This is a genomic window from Burkholderia sp. APQ4-4ca, from assembly GCF_057837105.1.
Genome location: NZ_JBYQCG010000087.1, coordinates 10,833 through 14,626 on the forward strand (window position 1 = coordinate 10,833; position 3,794 = coordinate 14,626).

Here is a 3,794-nt window from a genome sequence, read left to right on the forward strand (position 1 = left end):
TCCCCCATGTAGTGCCAGGAATACCAGATCGAACGCGCGGACATGTCCAAGTTCGTTCAGCTGTTTCGGCACAATGCCCGCCGTCATCCAGTCCCCATTGGCGACCGTAGATTCAACATTGATCGGTAAGTGTTTCACTCCGTCACTCGTTTGGGGCAACAGGCCGCACTGGATATCCAGAACTTCTACAGTATGTCCTGACTGACGCAATGCAGGAACAATCATTGCGGCACTTGCGAGGGAGACCCCGCGCTCTTCACTCGTGCCACCGCACAACACGGCAATTTTGAGAGGCATAGTTATCGGAACAGTCGTTTTCCAAGGAATAGAATTGATCCCGCCGAGGCGATTTGGTTCATTCCGACAAGTTATCCGACATGATTGGTAGCAACGGCGGCGGAGCAGCCGATCTGAATTACCATATTCCCTGGTGGATGCTCGTTTCGCCCCATCAATTCATGAGCAAGAGGCAGTTCCTCCCATCGAAAACTCCGCGATACACACGGGGTGACATGCCCTTCCATAACGAGCGAATTCGCTTCATGTGCTTGTTTCATGTGGGCAAAATGGGAGCCCTGAATTCGCTTCTGGTGCATCCAGACATACCGTGCATCAAACTCGAAACGATACCCGGTAGTCGCCGCGCAAAAAACCACCAAGCCGCCGCGACGAGCCAAAAAACAAGACAATGGAAAAGTTTGTTGTCCAGGATGTTCGAGCACAATATCCACATTGTTGCCCTTTCCGGTGGCCGACCAGATTTCACTGCCGAAAGCCTTCGCCTCCTTCATCCACGCAGGCTCGCCCGGTGCTGTTCCACCCGCCAGCGCGGGATAATTGCTGCGTACGATCACCTTCGCCGCGCCAAGGCTTTTCACGTACTCCGCCTTGCTCATATCGGATACGACGGCAATCGCCTTCGCGCCCGCTAGTTTGCAAAGCTGGATGGCAAACACACCCAGTCCCCCTGCCGCTCCCCAGATCAGAACACTACCCCCAGGCCTCAGGATGTGGGGTGGATGTCCGTAGAGCATCCGATAGACCGTCGCGAGCTTGAGCAGATATGCTGCCGACTCCACCCACGAGTACTGCTTGGGCCGCGGCAGCAGCTGCTGCGCTTGAACGGCAGTAAACTGGGCGAAAGATCCACCCGGTGTCTCATAGCCCCAGATCTTCTGGCTTGGTGACAGCATCGGATCACCACCATTGGTTTCCGTGTCCTCGTACTCGATCTGGTTGCAATGAATCACAACTTCATCGCCGGGTTTCCAACGTCTGACACCTGGACCTACCGCCCAAACGATACCGGAAGCATCGGATCCCGCGACGTGCCACGCGGCACCATGTACGTCGAACACGGAAACCGGCTCGCCGCGCGCGGCCCACACACCGTTGTAATTCACGCCGGCAGCCATCACGAATACGAGTACCTCGCCGTATCCGAGACGCGGCACCGGTACTACTTTCTGCCGAAACGCCTTCGCGGGGTTACCGTGGCGGCCCGGTTCGAGAACCCACGCATACATCGTCGATGGCACGACATAGCGTTCTGGCATACTGCCGATTGGCACCGGCCCACTTGAACTGGACTCAACTGATATCTGATATTCGCTCGCTTCCATCGGTTTAACCTCCTAACTAGCAGAGCACCGTGTTATCTAGTGCGAATTTAAGTAATGCATTGAGCTTGATGATCCGGTCCATGCGCGAGGGACCGCCGAACTTCAAATAGTCTGACCTCCCGGCAATCGCGAGATGCGTGATCGAATCGTCATCATTTTCCCCGCTTCGCTGCGACACGATCGTGAGCAAGTCCTGTGCATTGCCCACCTCCAGCGCTTGCATCGCTCCGGTCAGCGTGCCGATCTGGTTCGGCTTGACGAGCACACCTTGTATTAGACCTTCAGCGCATGCATCCTCAATACGCTGTGAATTCGACGCACAGAGATCGTCGGCGATGATGCGCGCCGTGCCACGTCGTTTTGAAAATTCCTTCCAGCCACGGAGATCGCGTTCAGCGAAACCATCTTCGATGAACGACAGATGAAATGTCGATATCAAACGCTCATACTCTGCGCACAACGCGTTTAGATTGTCATCTGGCGATCTCTCACCGCCGATGCCCAACGCCGGCCATGAATAGATGTACTGTCCAGCGGGATCAAAGTAGTCCGAAGCAGCCAGATCGAGCCCGATTGTGAAATCGGTTCCAGCACGATATCCGCGCTCCGAAGCCGCCTCCAACATCACCGCCAGAGGGAACTCGCAGTCTGCCGATGCGAGTAGCAGGGCGCCCTGAGGGCTGTCGCCGGCAACAATACCTTGTCCCGCGAGCAAGCTTCGCGTGGCATTTCGCACGTCGATTCCCATTCGGACAGCGCGCACGATGTCGAGTCCTGGCTCGGGAATCAGAAGAAATTCCACGCCACCAATGCCTGACCCTTCGATCGAAGCTCCATCGATGATATTGAACATAGGCAACGGCAGCTTCCCGATACCATTCTCGGATAGTACTTGATGCAAGGGAATACGCTTGAGGGCTGCGAGTCCCTTCGCGAAGGCCAACGACGAGGCAATCGCCACATTGCCACCCAGTAGTTGAAACTGTGGCGATCTATCGACCTCGGCCAGCGCCGTATCGAATTCTCTCAATGTGCGGAAGTCTCGCCCAATCAGGGCCGGAGGAAGCAAGGCCTCCGCAGACGCAACAGCTGGTCTTGCTGAGTCCAGTCCCAACGCTTGCTCATCCTCGAGGAATGAAGCTTCGAAGTCTCCAGTGGTAGATCCGCGTGGCGCGATTGCACGACTGTGAAGCTCACCATCACCGAATCCGAGACAAATCTCGACCGCACCACGCCCATTGCTGTCGAGCAACGGAGAACATGTAATCGAAGTAATTTTCACACCGACTCCTTAATTTCTCTTGCTTCGAGAGCGTTTGCGATATTGCTGGCGATGTCGCCCGGGGCAAGTTTCAGCCCACACAGAAGTTCATCATAGTTGCCGCTTTGCGTGAATTCGTCGGAGATTCCAAAGCGTAGTACCGGCTTCTCTCTTTCCCCGAATGCTTCGGTAATCGCGCCTCCCAAACCACCCAATACGTTGTGATCCTCAATCGTCACTATCAGCATTAGACTCTCCGAGCTCAGTTCTCCGAGCAGAGCGTCAGGCAATGGTTTCAGCTCCTGGAGTGCGATGACAAACACAGCAACCCCGAGTTCGCCCAGTTTCGCGGCGGTCTGGAGGGCGATCTCCGACATCGCGCCGATACAAACAATGCCGACTGATCCTTCCCGCCCGCTTCGCCGATAGCCACTGCACTGCACCCACTCCGCATCATGTCGCTGTGCCACCGGATTGCGCGCGAGACGCAGATACACAGGGCCATGAATGCTCAATGCATACCGTAGACAGCCGTCGACATCGCCATCGTCGACGGGGCACAGGATAGTCATCCCGGGAATAGATCGCACCAGTGCGAGATCCGCAATCGAATGATGCGGGGCCCCTTCCGATGCCGCAGTGAAGCCAGCGTAGTGGCCGATCATCTTCACGTTGGCACTCGCGTAAGCTAGCGATTGAACCAGTTGCTCCGCGGCGCGATGCATCATGATGGCAGCGAATCCACATACGACCGGAACCAAACCGGCCTTAGCCATGCCGGCCGCCATGCCAACCATGTTTTGTTCCGCGATTCCCGCGTTGATAAAGCGATCTGGGTAAGCACGCTGAAACCGATAAGTCCGCGTCGAATGGGAGCAATCGCCGTCGAGTACAACGAGATCCTCATGTTC

The 3,794-nt window shown here is 56.0% G+C and carries 3 protein-coding genes and 1 pseudogene; all 4 read right to left on the reverse strand.

Features of this window, described 5'->3' with window-relative positions; all coding sequences use genetic code 11:
- A pseudogene (locus AC3IFE_RS10690) lies at window positions 1-297 on the reverse strand (hypothetical protein); the annotation flags it as partial.
- 71 nt (window positions 298-368) lie between these two features.
- Window positions 369-1,622: a crotonyl-CoA carboxylase/reductase gene (ccrA, locus tag AC3IFE_RS10695; RefSeq protein WP_489190491.1), complete on the reverse strand. Its 1,254-nt coding sequence runs from the start codon at window positions 1,620-1,622 to the stop codon at window positions 369-371.
- Window positions 1,623-1,638: 16 nt separating this feature from the next.
- Window positions 1,639-2,904 carry a hypothetical protein gene (locus AC3IFE_RS10700; RefSeq protein ID WP_489190493.1) on the reverse strand — a complete coding sequence of 422 codons (1,266 nt, stop codon included), beginning with the start codon at window positions 2,902-2,904 and terminating at the stop codon, window positions 1,639-1,641.
- A partial coding sequence (locus AC3IFE_RS10705; protein WP_489190494.1) for a transketolase family protein occupies window positions 2,901-3,794 on the reverse strand: 894 nt, incomplete at its 5' end. The genes AC3IFE_RS10700 and AC3IFE_RS10705, both read right to left, overlap by 4 nt.